The sequence below is a fragment of the Curtobacterium sp. MCJR17_020 genome, from assembly GCF_003234365.2.
Lineage (GTDB): Bacteria > Actinomycetota > Actinomycetes > Actinomycetales > Microbacteriaceae > Curtobacterium.
On record NZ_CP126260.1, the window covers coordinates 3,832,589 to 3,847,692 of the forward strand.

The following is a 15,104-nucleotide window of genomic DNA, read 5'->3' on the forward strand; positions in this document are numbered from 1 at the left end:
CTACTCCAGGGCTGACTGCACGTCGGTGTCGGCGGTGCCGAGGAGCGACTCCGGGTCGCCGCCCGCGATCGACTTCTGCGTCGCGGTGTCGAGGGCGGTGAGCACGTCACCGCTGTTCACGACCCCCGGCAGGAGCGGGATCGTCGTGCCGGGCAGACCGGTCAGCGCCGCGACGGTGGGGTTCGCGTCGACGTCGGCGGCGGTCACGTCGGTGCGCAGGGACGGCCAACCCGACCCGAGCGCCCACTTGGTCGCGACGTTCTTCTCGTTGAAGTACCGCAGGAAGTCCTCGGCAGCGGCCTGCTTCGGGTCGTCGGTCTGTGCGGTCACGCCGAGCGAGATGCCGATGGCGGAGGCCACCTGCGCCTTCGGCCCGGCCGGGATCGCGGCGATCCCGTAGTCGATGTCGGACGCCTTCGCGACGCCGGCCATCCAGGGGCCGCCGATCTCCATGGCGGTCTTGCCGGCGGTGAAGAGCTTGTCGGCCGCGATGCCGTCGACACCGGTCGGCGAGATCTTGTCCTGCCGGATCGCCTTCGCCCAGTACTCGAGCGTCTCGACGTTCGCAGCGGAGTCGATGGTCGACTTGGTCCCGGCGTCGTTCGTGATCGAGCCGCCGTTGCCGGCGAACAGGCTCGGCCAGATGCCGTTGCCGACCGTCTGGTGGTCCGGCAGCACGAGCCCGTACTGCTCCGGGGTGCCGTCGCCGTTCTCGTCCTTCGTCAGCTTCTTCGCGTCGGCGACCCACTCGTCCCACGTCGTCGGGAACGCGTCGATGCCGGCCTCGGCGAAGAGCTTCTTGTTGTAGATCACGGACAGGGGCACGAAGCCGCTCGGGACGCCGTACTCCTTGCCGTCGACCTGCTCCATCGCGACGGCCTGCTCCTTGAGCTCCCCGGTGTTGCTGGTGTCGTCGTCGTAGAAGTCGCTCAGGTCGACGAGCGCCTTCTTCTCGGCGTAGACGGGCAGTCGGTCCGAGGTCATCGCGACGATGTCCGGGCCCTTCTTCGCCGTCAGCGCGGGGAGCATCGTGTCGTCGATGACCGCCCACGTCTTCGTCTGGGTCGTGATCGTGACCTTGTCCTGCGACTCGTTGAAGTCCTTGACGATGCCGTCCAGGACCTTGCCGTCGGCCTCGGTGTACCCGTGCCAGAACGTCAGGTCGACGTGGGCGTTCGCGGACGATCCGGGGGAGCCGGCGCACCCGGCCAGGGAGATCGCCGCCGCTGTTGCGAGCGCGACGACCGCGATGTGCTTCTTCATCGAAAACCTGCCATCCGTCCCGCACATCGGTGTGCGGGACCTCGTCCATGCCGGATTTACACCGGTGTAAATCTGGACAGTAGTCCGTGCTCGTCGGGCAGGTCAAGACCTCAGACGGAGACCGTGCGTTCCACGGCGACGGGCGCCGACGACGCCCGCACGACCAGTGCATGCGGCGAGCGCAGCACACCCGGGCCGACGGCCGCGTCCTGCTCGAGCTGCTCGACGAGCACCCCGACCGCCGTCGCCGCGACCCGGTCCAGGTCGGCCGACACCGTGGTCAGCGCGGGCGTCGCGTACGCCGACTCCTCGATGTCGTCGAAGCCGACGACCGCGACGTCGTCCGGCACGGTCCGACCGGCGAGCTGCAACGCACTCATCGCCCCGAGCGCCAGGGCGTCGTTGCAGCAGACGATCCCGTCGACCTCGACGCCGGAGTCGAGCAGTGCCCGCGCCGCCGCCGCACCCTCGGCGCGGTGCCAGAGCGCCGTCGGCACGACCCGCTCCTGCCGGAACGCGACGCCGTGTTCGGCGAGCGCCTCGCGGTATCCGCGCAGGCGTTCCTGCGCCGTCCGTACCGGCCCCGACGGTTCTGACCCGATGAACGCGATCGATCGACGGCCCGCGTCGAGCAGGTGCGCCGTCGCGTCGTGCAGGGCGTCTGCGTTGGACATCGTGATGAACGTGACCGGGCTGTCCGGGATCGGCTCGCCGAGCACCACGAGGGGGAACTTCACCTCGAGCGCAGGAGCATCGCTCGACCGCACCGTCAGCGGGCTGTAGATGATGCCGTCGATCGAGTGTTCGCGCATCCGGGTGATCGCGTCCGCCTCGCGCACGCCGCTCGCGGTCTGCTCGATGAGCACCGTGTACCCGACGGCACCGGCGGCGCGGATCACGGCGTCGGCGAGCTCGGCGAAGTACGCCTGCCGCAGTTCCGGCACCGCCAGGCCGATGACCTTCGACCGGCCGGCGCGGAAGTTCCGGGCCGAGACGTTGAGCTCGTACCCGAGTTCGTCCACCGCCGCCATCACCCGGTCGTGGGTGCGGGCGGAGACGTGTTCGTAGCCCGACAGGACGTTCGAGACGGTCTTCTTCGAGACGCCGGCGACGGCTGCGACGTCGCTCATCGTGGGGGGAGAGCGGTGTCCCTGCGCCATCCGCGCCCCCTCTCTCGCGTCCGGAATGCGTTGGGCAGGAACCTACCGCACCAGCGTGGTGCGGCCCGGACCTGTCAGTCCGGTCACGGCTGGCGGGCCCTGGGCGGCGTCCACGCCGGAGCTGCGTCCACTGCGTCGCCGACGCTCCGCGCGATGACCCCGAGCTGCAGCGTCTGCGTCTCGGTGAGCGTGTCGAACACCAGGCGCTCGACCAGGGCGTGGTGCGCGGGCGTCGACTCGAGGACCTTGCCGTGCCCGTCATCCGTCAAGACCGCGAGGGTGAAGCGACCGTCCGTCGGGTCGACCACACGGCGCACCCACCCCTTCGCCTCGAGCCGAGTCACCGCGCGGGACAGTCGCGAGAGCGTCGAGCTCGCGTACCCGGCGAGCGTGCTCATCCGCAGGGTCCTGTCCGGCGCGGCGTCGAGGGCGGTGAGGACGCCGAGTTCGAAGTGCGTGAGGCCACTGTCTCGTTGGAGTTGGGCGTCCAGGGCGGCCGGGAGCCGTTCGAGCATCGTCGCCACGGCTGCCCAGATCTCGAGTCGTTCGCCGCGCAGGCCGTGTGGTTCGTCGGGCGGTGCCATCACGGCATCGTACGACCGGTGACTTGCCTGAGCAAGTAAACGGCCGTATGGTGACTTGCTCAGGCAAGTCACCGGGTCGAGCGACGCGGGACGACGAAGGAGGACCCATGGACCTGCAGCTCCGAGCCAGGACGGCGTTCATCAGCGGATCGACGCAGGGCATCGGGTACGCGATCGCCTCTGCACTCGCGGCCGAGGGCATGCGCGTGATCGTCAACGGCCGGGAGGACGCCAGGGTCGAGGCAGCCGTCGATCGCCTGCGGCGCGACCAGCCGGGAGCCACGGTGTCCGGGATCGCGGCCGACTTCGGAGACCCGGGCGACGTCACCCGACTGCTCGAGTCCCTCGACGACGTCGACGTCCTCGTCAACAACGTCGGACTCTTCGGCCTGGCCGCCTTCGAGTCGATCGCCGACGAGGACTGGTCCCGGTACTTCGAGGTCAACGTGATGAGCGGGGTCCGCCTGTCGCGGCACCTGCTCGGCGGGATGCTCGAACGCGGGTGGGGTCGCATCGTGTTCATCGGCAGCGAGTCCGGCGTGAACGTCCCCGCGGACATGGTGCACTACGGCGTGACCAAGGCCGCGGTGATCGCGCTCGCGAACGGACTCGCGAAGCAGACACGTGGGACCTCGGTCACGATCAACACCGTCCTCGGCGGTCCCACGTACTCCGACGGTGTCGCGACGACGGTCGAGGCGATCGCCGAGGCGCAGGCTCTTCCGGTCGAGGCGATGCGGGCCGCGATCATCGGTCAGAACCGGACCAGCCTGCTCGAGCGCTTCATCGACCCGGCCGAGATCGCGGCGCTCGTCACCTACCTCGCGAGCCCGCTGTCCTCCGCGACGAACGGCGCCGCGATCCGGGCGGACGGCGGCGTCCTGACCGGGCTCCTGTAGGTGGCACGTCAGCCCAGGTGCGCGTAGTCGGGCAGGTCGATCGCGTCCGCCGGCGGCGTGAAGAACCGATCGCCGAGCCGACCGATGAACGGCGTCGAGGCGACCCGGGCCGCGGCACCGAACGCAGCGATCCCGAGCCGGCTCTTCGGGTTCGCGACCCGCGGGACCCCTGGCGGCAGCTGCTGCGCCTGCGCGACGTACGGCCGCATGATGCGCTCGTAGCCACGGAAGGCGTCGCGGTGGTCGACGTGGGCGGCGAGTTCACCGGCCAACACGTACGCCCCGGTGAGCGACAGACTCGTGCCCATGCCGCTGACCGGCGAGGCGCAGTAGGCGGCGTCGCCCACGAGCGCGACCCGACCCTCGGACCACCGCGGCGCACGGACCTGCCCGATCGACTCGGAGTACAGGTCGTCGGCGGTGTCGATGCCCTCGAGCACACGACCCGCCTCCCACCCGGCGTCCGCGAACACGGTGCGCAGGCGTCGGCGCTGTTCCTCGATCGTCCGTCGTTCGGAGCCGGCGCGCTCCCGCGTCCGGTCGGTCACGAACGACAGCGTCGCGCGGATCGTGCCGTGCGGGTCCGGCCGGAGCGTCACCGACCGCCCACCTGGCGCGTTGTACCAGCGCCACCAGTCGTCGTCGGCGTCGGTGCGGGGGATCGTCGCGTAGGACGTCTCGAGGCCGAGGGACCGGATCTCGGGCTCGTCGCCGAAGACCAGCCGCCGGGTGCTCGACCCGATGCCGTCCGCCGCGACCACCAGGTCGAACCGCTCGTCAGGGGCGTGCTCGAACTGCACGGTCACGCCGTCGTCGTCGTCCGCGATGCCGGTGATGCGGTCGCCGAAGCGGTACTCGGTGGTGTCGGTGGTCTGGCTGACGAGCAGTTGCGCCAGGTCACCGCGCAGGATCTCGAGCTCCGCGGTGGCGCCGCCCGAATCCGTGGTGCCCGCCGGGAACTCCGCGATGACCGAACCGGAGCGGCCGATGAACCGCGTGCCGACCTCACCCGTCGTGGCGGCACGGATGTCGTCCTCGATGCCCATCCGCCGCGAGACCTCGCGCCCGGCGCCCCGCACGTCGACGTTCTGGCCGCCGGTCCGGAGTTCCGGGGCGCGCTCGATGATCGTCGTCTGGTAGCCGTAGCGGTGCAGCCAGTAGGCCAGGGCGGGCCCGGCGATGCTCGCACCGGAGATGAGGACGCGCTTGCGGTCGGTCGACATGTTGCCTCGAATCTTGATTACCAACGGTATTGGCAATCTACACGGCTACCATCGACCTCGTGCCGCACGACGAACCGACAGCGCCCACCGACGGACGACGAGACCGCGACGTCCGGAGCGACCGCGACGACCGACGCGACCGCGAAGCAGCCCGTCGGGACGGACGGCCGCTGCCCGACGACGACATCCGCGCACGGGTGCAGCAGGTCGGCGTGCGGCAGCAGCGGTTCGAGCGACACCTCGCCAGAGCGCTCGACGTCGACGCGGCCGGGCTCGAGGCGATGGACCACCTCATCAGCCACGGCCAGTCCACCCCGACCGAGCTCGCGCGGCGACTGGAGATCTCCACCGCAGCGATGACCCTCGTGCTCAACCGACTCGAGTCCGCCGGCCACGTCACGCGCGAGCGGCACCCCAGCGACGGCCGGAAGCTCGTGGTCACCGCAGCCGAGCGGTCCTCCGACCGTGCGTACGACCTGGTGCTCCCGTTGATCGAGGGCATCGAGGACGTCGTCGCCGGCATGGACGACAGCGAACGCGCCACGGTGCAGACGTTCCTCGACCGCCTGATCGGGATCTACGACGACGCGATGGACTGATCAGTCGACTCCGTCGGGTGACCACGGTCGCTCACCGAGGCTCCACCGTGCCATCGCCTCGACCTGTGCCTTCGCGCTCTCCAGGCTCGTGTGGTCGCCGAAGACCTCGCCCGACCATCCACGGACCTCGTACCGGTTCGTGAAGACGACGGTCCCGATGTGGGACCGGCCGGAGCGGGCTTCCCACCGGCCGACTTCGAGCGCGGTCCAGCTCGTCGGGTCGTACTGGTGTGGGAGATCGGTCTGCGAGGAGGACATGGCGTTCCCGGTCGGCATCGGACGAAGAGATCGTGCCGGCAGCCGGGGGCTCGGGTCACCTGCGGTCGACGGTAGTCTCCGGCCGACACGACGGCTCAGGTTCGTCCGCCGGCCCGTGCGATCAGCGCGCCGCCCGCGTGAACGTGCGGTGCACGACCCCCGACGGCGACGCGACCGTCTCGACGGCGAAGCGCTCCTCGATCCCCTCGAGTCCGTCCCAGAGCCGCTCGCCCCGGCCGAGCACGATCGGCACCTCGACCACGTGCAGGTGGTCGACCAGGTCGGCCAGCAGGAACTCGCGGACGGTCTCGACCCCACCGCCGATGCGGACGTCCCGGCCCGGTGCGACCTGGCGGGCGAGCTCGAGCGCTTCCGCCGGGGTGGCGTCGACGAAGTGGAAGGTCGTCCCGCCCGCCATCTCGAGGGGCTCGCGCGGGTGGTGCGTGAGCACGAACACGGGCGTGTGGAACGGCGGTTCGTCGCCCCACCAGCCGGTCCAGCCGTCGTCGGGCCACGGCCCGCGCTGGGGTCCGAACTTGTTCCGCCCCATGATCTCGACACCGATCTCCGGTCCCCAGGCGCGAGCGAACTCGTCGTCGACATCGGTGGTCCCGCCGGACGCGCCCTGCATCGCGCGGAAGGTCGCGGTGGCCGCGAACCAGTCCATCAGGCGACCCTCGGCGTGCCCGAACGGACGGTCGACCGACTGGTCCGCTCCGGCACCGTACCCGTCGAGCGAGATCGCGAAGTTGTGGACCCTGACCGTCGACATGGTGCTCCTGTCCTGCTTCAGAGGGTGATGCCGGTCGCCGCCGCCAGGGCGTCGACGAGCTGGCGGCGGAACTGCGGGTCAGCGACCGCCTGGTGCGGCTCCTGCCGCTCTCCGTGGAACCAGTAACCGCCGCTGAGGGTTGCATCTGGGTCCGTCACGAGGGCCTCCTGCGTGCGGTGCCCGAGCTCGAGGTCGTCCGACGCCCCCGCGCCGCCCATCTTGGTCGGCACCCGGCCCGGATCGACGGCGTTGCTCAGAACGCCGGGCCGGCGCTCGGCGACCTCGGCGGCGAGCGCGGTCACGAAGAGCTTGGTGTCCGAGTAGGTGTTCGTCTCCGCGGTGCCGTCCCAGTCGACGCCGTCCAGTCGGGGGCGGCCGCCGCGGTGCATCCCACTGCTCAGGTAGACGTGCCGGGTCGGCGCGTGGAGCAGCGCGGTGAACAGGTACGGCGCGACGACGTTGACCGGGATCAGCGCACGGCCGGAGATCACGCCGGCGTTGTGCACGACCGCGTCGATCGGGTCGCCGGCGTCGAGGTCGCGCGCGGCGGCGATCACGGCGTCGCGGTCGGACAGGTCGGCGACGACGAGGGTGGCACCGCGGTCGAGCAGGTCGGCGACCGCGTCCGCACGTGCCGTGCTCCGGGCGTGCACGACGACGTCGTGCCCGTCGCGGAGCAGGGTGTCGGCGGTCGCCCGCCCGAGGCCGTCGGTCGAGCCGGTGACGAGGATGCGGGACATGTGGCCATCATGCGCCGGGTGGCGGAGGCGTGTGCGGCCCGTGGACCAGCAGCAGGGCGGACGGGAGGCGCGGGGCAGGCCCGCCCCGCGCCTCCCGTCCGTTCTCGGCCCCGCCACACGGAGTCGCTGGCCGAGCCGGGGATCCTGTGGACCCGCGAGCACCCGGAGCCCCGCCGTGCGGCGAGCGCCTACCGGAACGTCGAGGTCGTCGTCGAGGGGGAGTGGCCCGCGACCGAGGTGGTCGTGTCGTTCGAGCACAGCGACGTGCCGTACCTGCGGCTCCGTCGGCGCTACCGGGTGTTCGACGAGGCCGGCCACGTCGAGGACTGGACGTACGTGACGGTGTACCTCGACGAGGACATCGGCAGCGGACACATCGCGCTGCGCGACGAAGCGGTGGACGGCGTCCTCGACATCTGACGGACGGCGCCCGTTCCGCGACCTCAGCCGATGACGCCCGTGTGTTCCAGCACGATGTTCACGCCGATCAGGATGAGCACCACACCGCCGGCGATCTCGGCGGGCTTGCCGAACCGGGCTCCGACGCGGCGGCCCACCACCACGCCGACGAAGGACAGCACCGCCGTCGTCACACCGATGAGCAGCACCGCGCCGCCGATCGACACCGGCAGGAACGCCAACGTGACGCCGACGGCCAGGGCGTCGATGCTCGTCGCGATCGCCAGGACCAGGAGCTCACGGATCGGCAGGCGGTCGGTGTCCTGCTCGGTGTCCTCGTGCTTCGAGAACGCCTCCCACAGCATCTTGCCGCCGATCAGCGCGAGCAGCCCGAACGCGATCCAGTGGTCGAAGTCCGCGATGGAGCGGGCGAACGCCGACCCGAGCAGCCAGCCCAGCAGGGGCATGAGCGCCTGGAACGCACCGAACGTCAGCGCGATGACGAGGGCGTGCCGCACGTCGAAGCGCTTCATGTGCAGGCCCTTGCCGAGGGCGACGGCGAAGGCGTCTGCGGAGACACCGAGCGCGATGAGGAAGAGGGCCCAGAACGACATGGGGGCGGCGCCTTTCGAGACGGTCGGACGGAGACGCCGACGTCTCAGGACCTGACGATCCTGGCATGGTTCCGAGGACGAAAAGGCCTGATCAGCGGTATTCGTCGTGCCGAATCCGGGGGTTGGTGTGCCCGCCCCGGACCCCCGTGGTCGCCGCCGGTCGCGCGTCCGGTCCTCAGCGAGCGACGGACAGGGCGAAGGGCGCGAAACCGATCGCGCCGAGCAGGCTCGGCACCATCAGGGCCATCGACTCCGGGCCGGACGCGGTGGCGATCGGGCCGAGGTCCACGACCCACCCGTCCTTCCAGCCCAGGCTGCGGAGCAGTCCGCCCACCGTGGCCTTCGCCGCGGCGTCGTCCCCGGACACGAAGGCGGTCGGCGGGGTGGCGAGTGCCGCCGGCGCGGTCATGACCGAGAACAGCATCGTGTTGAGGCTCTTCACCACCCGGGTCTCCGGCAGGGCGGCCTGCAGCCGCTCGCCGAGGCTGCCGTCGAGGTAGGCGAGTCCACCCGGCAACCCGTCGGCGGTCCGCGTGGTCGCGTTCGAGACGTCGAGCAGGATCCGTCCGGCGAGTCCGGCCCGCAGTGCGGTCATCCGCTCCAGGGTCGTGTCGCCCGGTGTGGCGTTGACCACGACCGCGGCGGTCCGGATGGCGGTCGCGACGTCGGCGACCTCGACCCCGGTGTCGGCCCAGTGCGGCCGGACGGAATCGGGGTCGCGGACGCCGATGGTGACGGGGTGGCCGGCGGCGACGAGGCCGCGCGCGAGCGTGCTCCCGACACGTCCGGATCCGAGGACGGCGATGGTGGTGGTCGTGGTGGTCGTGGTCATGGGGTGTCCTTCGTGGTCAGGTGCGACGGGAGGGTCAAGGAGTTGGGGTCAGCGGCTCAGCGGGCGAGCACTGCTGCGATCGGGCGGGCGAGGTCCGCCGCCGCCGCGATGCAGTCCTCGCTCGCCAGCGTCCAGGGAGCACCGGTCGTGTCGATGACGGCGCCGCCCGCTTCGTGCACCAGGAGCGCCCCGGCAGCCAGGCCGGACCGCACCTGCCCGAACTGCCAGAAGCCGTCGACGTGCCCGGTGGCGACCTGCACGAGCTGCACCGTCGCGGGGACCGAGGCCGACACGAGCAGTGCTGCGTCGAGCATCCGGTCGATCGAGTCGCTCATCCGGCGACGGACCGCCGGTGCCTCGCCCGGCTTCGCCTGACCGGTACCGACCAGGGCGGCTCCGAGCTCCGTCTTCCGTGAGGCGCTGATCGGGGTCCCGTTCAGCCGCGCACCGGCCCCCCGGACGGCCGTGAACACCTGGCCGAGTGCCGGCAGGACGACGGCGGTCAGGACCGGGACGTCGTCGCGCACGAGCGTCGCCGTCACGCCCCAGTTCGCGGATCCGTGGACCAGGTTGACGTTGCCCTCGGCGGCGTCGGTCACCCACCACTCGCCCGGGCCGAGCGTGCCGGTGCCCTCTTCGTCGTCGTCCCACTGCGCGTCGGGCCGGAGCCGTTCGAGCGCCGGTCGGAGCACCGCCGTCGAGGCCGCGTCGTTCGCGTCGATCGCGGCGAGCAGCGACCGCGCATCGTCGACCCGGTTCGCGGTCGAGAACCGCTCGAGGAGCACCTGCGCGGCCGCAGTCACCGCCTCCGTCACGCCGGTGAGCAGCTGGTGGTCGTCCATGGTCGTCTCCTGTCTCAGCCGACGCGGTCCGTCGATCCGGGAGCAACGCTACGAACACCGACCATTGCACACCAGTACATTCCGCGCACCGGTAGATTGCGTCTCGTGCAACTGGACCTGAACCTGCTCACCGCGCTCGACGCCCTGCTCGAAGAGGAGAGCGTGACCGGAGCCGCCGATCGGCTGCACCTGTCCGCACCCGCCATGAGCCGCGCGCTCGGACGCATCCGGATCGCCGTCGGAGACGAGGTCCTGGTGCGCAGCGGCCGAGTGATGCGTCCGACGCCACGCGCCCTCGCGATCCGCGAGGAGGTCCGGTCGCTCGTGCTGCGGAGCCGTCAGGTCCTGACACCCGAGACGACCTTCGATGCCGGCGCCCTGCACCGGACCTTCACGATCCGCGCGCACGACGCCCTGGTCTCCGTGCTCGCGCCGTGGCTCGTCGAGCACACGCACCGGGCCGCACCGGGCGTCGGCCTGCGGTTCCTCGGCGAACCGGACGACGACACCACGGACCTGCGGCGGGGCGTCGTGGACCTGGAGATCGGTTCCGCCGAGCCCGCGACCGCCGAGATCGACCACCGCCACGTCGCGACGGACCCCCTGGTCGGGCTGGCACGCCGCGGGCACCCGCTCCTGGCCTCGGGCACCGACGACGTCGACCTGGCCGCGTGGGCAGCGGTGCCGCACGTCGTCGTCTCCCGCCGTGGCCGGTTCGGCGACCGGATCGACGAGCTGCTCGCTGCGACCGGACGGTCGCGATCGGTGGTCGCGTCGGTCGCGTCCACGAGCGCTGCCGTGGAGATCGTGCGCGCGACGGACGCGGTCGTCGACATCCCGGCGTCGGTGGCGTCACGTGCCGTCCGAGCGGACGACACCGTGGTGTTCACGCCGCCCGTCGACCTGCCGGCGGTGTCGGTCGTCCTGACCTGGCACCAGCGCTCCACGTCGGACCAGGGACACCGGTGGCTGCGCGGCCTCGTCGAGCAGGCGCTCGTCGGCACGCTGGAACCCTGACCGGCTCCCGTGACCCGGCTCACGTCGTGGACGTCAGCAGCAGACGGACGGGAGGCCCGTGGCGGGCCCGCCACGGGCCTCCCGTCCGCTCCGCGGCGCGTCAGCGACCGGCTGCTGCGTGCGCGGCGACCTGGGTGGCGGACAGTTCCGTCCCGTAGACGGCCGCGTACCGCATGGACCCGGTGAAGTAGGCGTTGGCGGGTGAACCCGGCCAACCGCCGATCGTGTCGTACCCGATCCGGAACCAGCCGGTGTAGCTCTCCGGCGTCTTGTACGTCGCGTTCGACGCGACCAGCGTGCCGTCGACGTACAGGCGCATGCCGTTCGTCGGCGACATCGTGGTCACGACGTGGTGCCACGTGCCGTCGGTGTACACCTTGGGCGACGTGACGACCTGGGTCGTGCCGTTGTAGGTACCGAACACGAGCTGTCCGCTCGTGTTGAGGTAGAGCTTGCGGTCGTGCTGCCCGGAGCCACCGGTCTGGCTGCTGCCGAAGCCGATGAGCTGTCCGCCGGCGACCGTCGTCTTGAACCAGACCTCCTCGCTGAAGGTGGTCGGGTTGGCGTACGAGCGCGAGGTGGAGACGTAGCTCGTGGAGCCGTTCAGCACGTAGGCGCTGCCGGTGTCGCGCGGGCAGGCGTTCGGGTCCGGCATGACCGCCGTCATCGCGCCCTGGTAGGTGCCGTTCACTCCGCGGCCCGACCAGTCAGTCGCGGTCTTCGCGTTCGTCGACTCGGTGAGCCGGTACGCGAACAGGGCGTTCGCGGTGTCCGCTCCGACGGCTCCCGTGCAGGTGAAGTACGGCGCGGTCGCAGCGGTGTTCGTGTCGTTCCGGACGGTGGCGCTGTACGCCGAGCGCGTCGGGGCGAACTGGTTCAGCAGGACGACGACGGCCAGGGCGACCACGAGCAGGAGGGCGACGACACGGCCGTCACGCAGGTGACGGAGGATCACGAGGGACGCACCGCCTCGACGCGACCGACGGCCAGGCAGGCCACGAGCGGCACCAGGCACACGGCGATCAGCGCCACCCACCCGAGCGGGTCGAGGTCGATGTTCGAGGTCAGCTGGTAGTGCCCGTTCTTCGTGAGCTCGTGGATGACGACCCGACCGACCTCGCCATCGACCAGGTGCACGGTGTTGCCGCCGTGGGCGTCGATGCGCACCGGGAAGATGCCGGACGAGATGACGGTGGCCTCGACGCCCGTCGGGCTCGAGGTGTTCGTGATGGTCGTCACGTTGACGAACGGCTTGAGCACGAACGCGGCGTACGAGACCGTCAGGGCGGAGCCGGCGATCCGGAGGCAGGTGCGTGTCACCCGGTCCGTGAAGGCACTGGTCAGGGTCAGGATCAGGAGCGTGCCGATGAGCAGGATCGGGGCGGCGCGGAACAACCAGCCGAGGTGCGGGACCAGGAGCGCCGGGGTACCGATCACGTCGGCCTGCGACAGCGTCCACGGGTCGACCGCGCCGTTCACGTCGCCGCGGGTGTGCAGGCCGCCGTCGGCGTCGATCGCGACGATGCGGTGCGTGTAGACGACGTCCGGGTTGGCGGACGTCTCGAACGAGACGACGTCGCCGACGGCCAAGGTGGTGACGTCGACCGGCAGGTCGAGCACGAGGGTGCCGACCGGGGCTGCTTCACCCATCGAGGGCGTCTCGACGACGAACCAGCGGCCGCCGGCGGACAGGAACAGGACGGCGGCGGTGAGCAGCAGCGCGGCGACCAGGGCGAGCAACCAGGCGAGGACGGTCTCGGAGCGGGTGACCGCACGACCGCGGAGGACCGGACGGTCGAGCGTGCCGCTGAGCGGGATCGCTGCGGTCTGGCTCATGTCGTGCTCCTCCGGCTCGGTGGTGTGCGGCTACTGCGCTTGGTGGAACGGGGGTGGCGACGCTCGGCCGGAGGGGGGTCGGTCGAGCGTCGCCGGTCTGGGGTCACGGGACGTCCCGGGACGGCTGGGGGGGGAGCCGGCCCGGAGCGGGATCAGGCCGTGAACGTCCAGGTCATGGGGACCGAGGCCGCGAGGCCCTGGTAGGTGTTGCCCGCCGAGGAGTCGAGGGTCACCGCGAAGTTGAACGGCGTCGAGGCGCCGGCGGCCGGAGCTGCGGGCATCGTGAAGGCCGACGCTGCTGCGCCCTTGAAGCTGGCGAGCGTGCCGCTGAAGACCGTGGTCGACCCCGAGGTGATGACGAGGTTCATCTTGGCGCAGAGGTCGGTCGCGGTGCCGTTGGCCGAGCCGTTCGCCGACTGGGTGCAGGTGGTGCCCGGGGTCAGCGTGAAGGTGCTGGCGGCCGCGGTGCCGGTGTTCTTGATCGAGATCGCGGTGTTCACCGTGTTGCCCGGCGTCATCGTCGTGCTGCCGCCGAACTTGTTGATCGTCGAGCAGGTCGCGGAGTTCGTCGAGACCGAACCGCCGTCGGTGCTGAGGCAGGTGACGGTCGCGCCGGCGTTCTGCTCCTGCATGATCAGCGTGCCGCTGGCGGCGGTGTTGCTGCTGTTCGTGATGCTCGCCGCGAACCCGGACAGGGTGCCGGTGAGCGAGAGGGAGAGGAGCACGGCGGCGAAGATGCCGGCGAGGAGCGCCACGGGGGCGAAACGGATCCGCTTCAGCGCGGAGGTGCGGAGCTTGGTGGACACGGTGTACCTCATCGGTTCGGTGGTTCGCAGTGGTTGGGGGAAGCAAGTCATTCGGGCTGATTTGCTTCAATCATTAAGATAGTCATTGCTTGACCAAGTTAGCCACTCGCGTACCTACCCCAGTGCGGGGGACGCTCCTGTCCCCCTGGTTCCCGACATGGAAGGATTCCCCCGTGACCCCCGTGACCCCCGCCGCACCCGATGACGACGCCGCCGACCTGATGGCCGCGTTCACCGCTGTCGTGCGCGCGAACGCGAGCCTGGTGAACCAGCTCAGCGCCCGAGCCGGGGTGCACGAGAACGCCCTGCGAGCACTCGTGCTCATCAGCGACACCGGCTACTCCACGCCGACGGAGGTCGCCGGCTACCTCGGCCTGACCTCGGGCGCGGTGACGAACATGATCGACCGGATGAGCACCGCCGGACTCCTCGAGCGCGCACCGAACCCGAACGACCGGCGTGGGTCGTTGCTGCGGCTGCTGCCGACCGGCGACGACGTCGTCGCGGACTACCGGCAGCGCTACGCCGCCATGCTCCGGGCGGTCGACGGCGCGCACGGCGGCGAGCTGCACGAAGTGCTCAACGACCTGGCGACGAGTCTGTACCAGCAGGCCGCGGCGGCGGGGGAGTAGGGCGCCGAGCTCGCGTGCTCGGGTGCCCGTCAGACCGGCTGGAGCGCCTGCCGCTCGCCGGCGGGGAGCTCGACCCGGATGCGGTCACCCGTCCGGACGACACCGCCGGTCACGACGACGCTCATCACGCCGCCCTTCCGCACCACCGATCCGTCCTCGTCCCGCCCGAGCACCTCGCGCAACAGCCCCGGTTCGAACCCGTTGATCTGCTGGCACGGGTTCCGCAGGCCCGTCACCCGGACGCACGCCTCGTCGCCGAGGTGCAGCAGCGTGCCGGTGGGCAGACCGAGCAGGTCGACACCGCGGGTCGTGACGTTCTCGCCCATCTGGCCGGGCTCGACGCGGAACCCGGCCTCGGCGACCTCGTCGAACACCTCGGCGTGGAGCAGGTGGACCTGCCGCAGGTTCGGCTGCGAGGGATCGCGTGCCACGCGGGAGCGGTGCTGGACGGTCGTCCCGGCGTGGGCGTCACCCTCGATGCCCCAGCCCTCGACCAGGGTCACCTCGTCGACGACGGGCTTGCTGAACCGATGGACGCTGTCGCGGCTCACGGCGATCACGCGCGGCTGGTCGTCACGGTTGTAGGTCATGGTGCGATTCTGGCGCAGGTCCGGGTCAGGCGCAGGTT

The 15,104-nt window shown here is 71.0% G+C and carries 19 protein-coding genes; 5 read left to right on the plus strand and 14 right to left on the minus strand.

What is annotated here, in order from left to right:
- The 3 genes from DEJ14_RS18395 to DEJ14_RS18405 all read right to left on the minus strand — a co-directional run bounded on the left by DEJ14_RS18395 (nucleotide 1) and on the right by DEJ14_RS18405 (nucleotide 3,007).
- Complete coding sequence (locus tag DEJ14_RS18395; protein WP_111083635.1) at nucleotides 1-1,263, minus strand: ABC transporter substrate-binding protein; 1,263 nt, start codon at nucleotides 1,261-1,263, stop codon at nucleotides 1-3.
- Nucleotides 1,264-1,373: 110 nt separating this feature from the next.
- Nucleotides 1,374-2,393 carry a LacI family DNA-binding transcriptional regulator gene (locus DEJ14_RS18400; protein WP_181437367.1) on the minus strand — a complete coding sequence of 340 codons (1,020 nt, stop codon included), beginning with the start codon at nucleotides 2,391-2,393 and terminating at the stop codon, nucleotides 1,374-1,376.
- A gap of 113 nt (nucleotides 2,394-2,506) precedes the next feature.
- The gene (locus DEJ14_RS18405) at nucleotides 2,507-3,007 is read right to left on the minus strand and encodes a MarR family winged helix-turn-helix transcriptional regulator (protein ID WP_111083637.1); all 501 of its coding nucleotides are present in this window, start codon (nucleotides 3,005-3,007) and stop codon (nucleotides 2,507-2,509) included.
- A 107-nt stretch (nucleotides 3,008-3,114) separates the two neighbouring features.
- Here DEJ14_RS18405 and DEJ14_RS18410 point away from each other — a divergent pair, with 107 nt between their 5' ends.
- Entirely contained in the window at nucleotides 3,115-3,906 is a 792-nt protein-coding gene (locus tag DEJ14_RS18410) for an SDR family NAD(P)-dependent oxidoreductase (protein WP_111083638.1), read from the plus strand.
- An 8-nt stretch (nucleotides 3,907-3,914) separates the two neighbouring features.
- On the opposite strand, the gene DEJ14_RS18415 is transcribed toward DEJ14_RS18410, so the two are convergent.
- On the minus strand, nucleotides 3,915-5,129 hold the full coding sequence (locus DEJ14_RS18415; protein ID WP_111083639.1) for an FAD-dependent monooxygenase: 1,215 nt from the start codon (nucleotides 5,127-5,129) through the stop codon (nucleotides 3,915-3,917).
- 59 nt (nucleotides 5,130-5,188) lie between these two features.
- On the opposite strand from DEJ14_RS18415, the gene DEJ14_RS18420 reads away from it, so the two are divergent.
- Nucleotides 5,189-5,728, plus strand: coding sequence for a MarR family winged helix-turn-helix transcriptional regulator (locus DEJ14_RS18420; protein ID WP_220036371.1), 540 nt, complete (start codon nucleotides 5,189-5,191; stop codon nucleotides 5,726-5,728).
- On the opposite strand, the gene DEJ14_RS18425 is transcribed toward DEJ14_RS18420, so the two are convergent.
- From DEJ14_RS18425 to DEJ14_RS18435, 3 genes are all read right to left on the minus strand, one after another.
- The gene (locus DEJ14_RS18425; RefSeq protein WP_111083640.1) at nucleotides 5,729-6,004 is read right to left on the minus strand and encodes a hypothetical protein; all 276 of its coding nucleotides are present in this window, start codon (nucleotides 6,002-6,004) and stop codon (nucleotides 5,729-5,731) included.
- A gap of 103 nt (nucleotides 6,005-6,107) precedes the next feature.
- Complete coding sequence (locus tag DEJ14_RS18430) at nucleotides 6,108-6,758, minus strand: dihydrofolate reductase family protein (RefSeq protein ID WP_111083641.1); 651 nt, start codon at nucleotides 6,756-6,758, stop codon at nucleotides 6,108-6,110.
- A gap of 17 nt (nucleotides 6,759-6,775) precedes the next feature.
- A complete protein-coding gene (locus DEJ14_RS18435) occupies nucleotides 6,776-7,498 on the minus strand; it encodes an SDR family NAD(P)-dependent oxidoreductase (protein ID WP_111083642.1) in 723 nt (240 codons plus the stop codon).
- Nucleotides 7,499-7,516: 18 nt separating this feature from the next.
- Between DEJ14_RS18435 and DEJ14_RS18440 the strand changes: the two genes are divergently transcribed.
- Complete coding sequence (locus DEJ14_RS18440) at nucleotides 7,517-7,918, plus strand: hypothetical protein (RefSeq protein WP_181437368.1); 402 nt, start codon at nucleotides 7,517-7,519, stop codon at nucleotides 7,916-7,918.
- 23 nt (nucleotides 7,919-7,941) lie between these two features.
- Here the strand turns inward: DEJ14_RS18440 and DEJ14_RS18445 are convergent, their stop codons facing one another.
- From DEJ14_RS18445 to DEJ14_RS18455, 3 genes are all read right to left on the minus strand, one after another.
- Nucleotides 7,942-8,511, minus strand: a complete 570-nt coding sequence (locus tag DEJ14_RS18445) for a manganese efflux pump MntP (RefSeq protein ID WP_111083644.1) — start codon at nucleotides 8,509-8,511, stop codon at nucleotides 7,942-7,944.
- Nucleotides 8,512-8,686: 175 nt separating this feature from the next.
- Nucleotides 8,687-9,343: an NADPH-dependent F420 reductase gene (locus DEJ14_RS18450; protein WP_111083645.1), complete on the minus strand. Its 657-nt coding sequence runs from the start codon at nucleotides 9,341-9,343 to the stop codon at nucleotides 8,687-8,689.
- Nucleotides 9,344-9,399: 56 nt separating this feature from the next.
- A complete protein-coding gene (locus DEJ14_RS18455) occupies nucleotides 9,400-10,185 on the minus strand; it encodes an inositol monophosphatase family protein (protein ID WP_111083646.1) in 786 nt (261 codons plus the stop codon).
- A 105-nt stretch (nucleotides 10,186-10,290) separates the two neighbouring features.
- Here DEJ14_RS18455 and DEJ14_RS18460 point away from each other — a divergent pair, with 105 nt between their 5' ends.
- Nucleotides 10,291-11,202, plus strand: coding sequence for a LysR family transcriptional regulator (locus DEJ14_RS18460; RefSeq protein WP_111083647.1), 912 nt, complete (start codon nucleotides 10,291-10,293; stop codon nucleotides 11,200-11,202).
- 100 nt (nucleotides 11,203-11,302) lie between these two features.
- On the opposite strand, the gene DEJ14_RS18465 is transcribed toward DEJ14_RS18460, so the two are convergent.
- From DEJ14_RS18465 to DEJ14_RS18475, 3 genes are all read right to left on the minus strand, one after another.
- Nucleotides 11,303-12,157 (minus strand): LamG domain-containing protein, encoded by an 855-nt coding sequence (locus DEJ14_RS18465; RefSeq protein ID WP_111083648.1) that lies wholly within the window; start codon nucleotides 12,155-12,157, stop codon nucleotides 11,303-11,305.
- Entirely contained in the window at nucleotides 12,154-13,038 is an 885-nt protein-coding gene (locus tag DEJ14_RS18470; RefSeq protein WP_111083649.1) for a S26 family signal peptidase, read from the minus strand. The genes DEJ14_RS18465 and DEJ14_RS18470 overlap by 4 nt, the downstream gene beginning before the upstream one ends.
- A gap of 152 nt (nucleotides 13,039-13,190) precedes the next feature.
- A complete protein-coding gene (locus DEJ14_RS18475) occupies nucleotides 13,191-13,856 on the minus strand; it encodes a COG1361 family protein (RefSeq protein ID WP_284179895.1) in 666 nt (221 codons plus the stop codon).
- Between the two features lie 161 nt (nucleotides 13,857-14,017).
- On the opposite strand from DEJ14_RS18475, the gene DEJ14_RS18480 reads away from it, so the two are divergent.
- Nucleotides 14,018-14,476, plus strand: a complete 459-nt coding sequence (locus DEJ14_RS18480; RefSeq protein WP_111083650.1) for a MarR family winged helix-turn-helix transcriptional regulator — start codon at nucleotides 14,018-14,020, stop codon at nucleotides 14,474-14,476.
- Nucleotides 14,477-14,505: 29 nt separating this feature from the next.
- On the opposite strand, the gene DEJ14_RS18485 is transcribed toward DEJ14_RS18480, so the two are convergent.
- Nucleotides 14,506-15,066: an MOSC domain-containing protein gene (locus tag DEJ14_RS18485; protein WP_111083651.1), complete on the minus strand. Its 561-nt coding sequence runs from the start codon at nucleotides 15,064-15,066 to the stop codon at nucleotides 14,506-14,508.
- Nucleotides 15,067-15,104: the final 38 nt, after the last annotated feature.

Bases quoted from the DNA above. Each gene is read 5' to 3' on its own strand.
- DEJ14_RS18425 (WP_111083640.1), bottom strand. From the start codon at position 6,004: ATGCCGACCGGGAACGCCATGTCCTCCTCGCAGACCGATCTCCCACAC.
- DEJ14_RS18470 (WP_111083649.1), bottom strand. From the start codon at position 13,038: ATGAGCCAGACCGCAGCGATCCCGCTCAGCGGCACGCTCGACCGTCCG.
- DEJ14_RS18400 (WP_181437367.1), bottom strand. From the start codon at position 2,393: ATGAGCGACGTCGCAGCCGTCGCCGGCGTCTCGAAGAAGACCGTCTCG.
- DEJ14_RS18430 (WP_111083641.1), bottom strand. From the start codon at position 6,758: ATGTCGACGGTCAGGGTCCACAACTTCGCGATCTCGCTCGACGGGTAC.
- DEJ14_RS18410 (WP_111083638.1), top strand. From the start codon at position 3,115: ATGGACCTGCAGCTCCGAGCCAGGACGGCGTTCATCAGCGGATCGACG.
- DEJ14_RS18475 (WP_284179895.1), bottom strand. From the start codon at position 13,856: ATGAGGTACACCGTGTCCACCAAGCTCCGCACCTCCGCGCTGAAGCGG.
- DEJ14_RS18405 (WP_111083637.1), bottom strand. From the start codon at position 3,007: ATGGCACCGCCCGACGAACCACACGGCCTGCGCGGCGAACGACTCGAG.
- DEJ14_RS18415 (WP_111083639.1), bottom strand. From the start codon at position 5,129: ATGTCGACCGACCGCAAGCGCGTCCTCATCTCCGGTGCGAGCATCGCC.
- DEJ14_RS18395 (WP_111083635.1), bottom strand. From the start codon at position 1,263: ATGAAGAAGCACATCGCGGTCGTCGCGCTCGCAACAGCGGCGGCGATC.
- DEJ14_RS18445 (WP_111083644.1), bottom strand. From the start codon at position 8,511: ATGTCGTTCTGGGCCCTCTTCCTCATCGCGCTCGGTGTCTCCGCAGAC.
- DEJ14_RS18485 (WP_111083651.1), bottom strand. From the start codon at position 15,066: ATGACCTACAACCGTGACGACCAGCCGCGCGTGATCGCCGTGAGCCGC.
- DEJ14_RS18450 (WP_111083645.1), bottom strand. From the start codon at position 9,343: ATGACCACGACCACCACGACCACCACCATCGCCGTCCTCGGATCCGGA.
- DEJ14_RS18455 (WP_111083646.1), bottom strand. From the start codon at position 10,185: ATGGACGACCACCAGCTGCTCACCGGCGTGACGGAGGCGGTGACTGCG.
- DEJ14_RS18435 (WP_111083642.1), bottom strand. From the start codon at position 7,498: ATGTCCCGCATCCTCGTCACCGGCTCGACCGACGGCCTCGGGCGGGCG.